Genomic DNA, 1,940 nt, shown 5'->3' on the forward strand with positions numbered 1-1,940 from the left:
CCGGACGTGGTCGACGCGAGCCGGGCGTTCAAGGACCTCGGCTTCGACTCGCTGACGGCGGTGGAGCTGCGCAACCGGCTGGCCGCGGCCACCGGGTTGCCGCTGCCCGGCACGCTCATCTTCGACCACCCGACGCCGGACGCCCTCATCGCCCACCTGAGGGCCGAGGCTTCGGGGCTGCGACCGACCGACGTCGCGGTGGTCGCCGCCGGCACGACCGACGAGCCTATCGCCATTGTGGCGATGAGCTGTCGGTTCCCCGGCGGCGTCCGGTCGCCCGAGGACCTGTGGCGGCTGGTGGCCGAGGGGGTGGACGCCGTCTCGGAGTTCCCGGACAACCGGGGCTGGGACGTGGAGGCCCTGTACGACCCCGACCCGGAACGGGTGGGACGGGTCTACACCCGCGAAGGCGGTTTCCTGCACGACGCGGCGGACTTCGACCCGGACTTCTTCGGCATGTCGCCCCGCGAGGCGCTGGCCACCGACCCGCAGCAGCGACTGCTGCTGGAGATCGCGTGGGAGGCGTTCGAACGGGCGGGCATCGACCCCGGGTCGTTGCGCGGCACCGACACCGGCGTGTTCGCGGGAGTCATGTACGGCGACTACGGCTCCCGGCTGCACCAGGCCCCGACCGGTTTCGAGGGGCACCTGGCGGTCGGCAACACCGCCAGCGTCGCGTCCGGCCGGGTGGCCTACACCTTCGGCCTGGAGGGGCCGGCGGTCACCGTGGACACCGCCTGCTCCTCGTCGCTGGTCGCGCTGCACCTGGCCGCCCAGTCACTGCGCAACGGCGAGTGCTCACTGGCTTTGGCCGGTGGCGTGGCGGTGATGTCCACGCCGAACACGTTCCTGGAGTTCTCCCGCCAGCGCGGGCTTGCTCCGGACGGCCGCTGCAAGTCGTTCGCCGGCGCGGCCGACGGCACGGGCTGGGGCGAGGGGGCGGGTCTGCTGCTGCTGGAGAAGCTCTCCGACGCGCAGCGCAACGGACACCCGGTGCTCGCGATCGTCCGCGGCAGCGCGGTCAACCAGGACGGCGCCTCCAACGGCCTCACCGCACCCAACGGACCATCACAGCAACGAGTGATCCGCCAGGCACTGGCCAATGCACGACTGACCACTTCGGACGTCGACGCGGTCGAGGCGCACGGCACCGGCACGAAACTCGGAGACCCCATCGAGGCACAGGCGCTGCTGGCCACCTACGGACAGAACCGCGACCAACCACTCCTGCTCGGCTCCATCAAGTCCAACATCGGCCACACCCAAGCAGCCGCCGGCGCCGCAGGCATCATCAAAACCGTCATGGCCATGCACCACGGCCTACTACCCGCCACCCTCCACATCGACCAACCCACCCCCCACGTCGACTGGACCACCGGCGCAATCGAACTACTCACCCACCCACGCCAATGGCCCACCACACACCGACCACGACGAGCCGGCATCTCATCCTTCGGCATCAGCGGCACCAACGCCCACGTCATCCTGGAGCAGGCCGGGCAGCCGGAACCGGCGGTACCGGCCAGGCGGGGCGGCCCGGTACCGCTGGTGCTGTCGGCCCGCACCCCCGAGGCGCTGGCCGCGCGGACCGCCGACCTGCGGGCCTTCCTGGCCGCATCACCGGACGTCGACCTCACCGACGTCGCGCACACCCTCTGGGCGCACCGAGCGCGGTTCGGGCACCGGGCGGTGATCGTCGCGGACGACCCGACCGAGCTGACCGCCGAGCACACGGCGGTGGCCGGCACGGGCGGCACGGTGTTCGTGTTCCCAGGCCAGGGCTCGCAGTGGGCGGGCATGGCGCTGGAGCTGGTGGACGCCTTCCCGGTGTTCGCCGAGCGGATGGGCGAGTGCGCGGAGGCGCTGTCGGCGTTCGTGGACTGGTCGCTGTTCGACGTGCTGCGCGGGGACCCGGAGACCTTGGAGCGGGTCGACGTGGT

General features: G+C 71.8%; 1 protein-coding gene. It reads left to right on the top strand.

Going from position 1 to position 1,940, the window contains the following annotated elements:
- On the top strand, positions 1-1,940 hold a 1,940-nt coding region (locus tag AB0G02_RS37470), incomplete at both ends, for a beta-ketoacyl synthase N-terminal-like domain-containing protein (RefSeq protein WP_360804434.1).

The sequence above is a fragment of the Actinosynnema sp. NPDC023658 genome, from assembly GCF_040639995.1.
Lineage (GTDB): Bacteria > Actinomycetota > Actinomycetes > Mycobacteriales > Pseudonocardiaceae > Actinosynnema.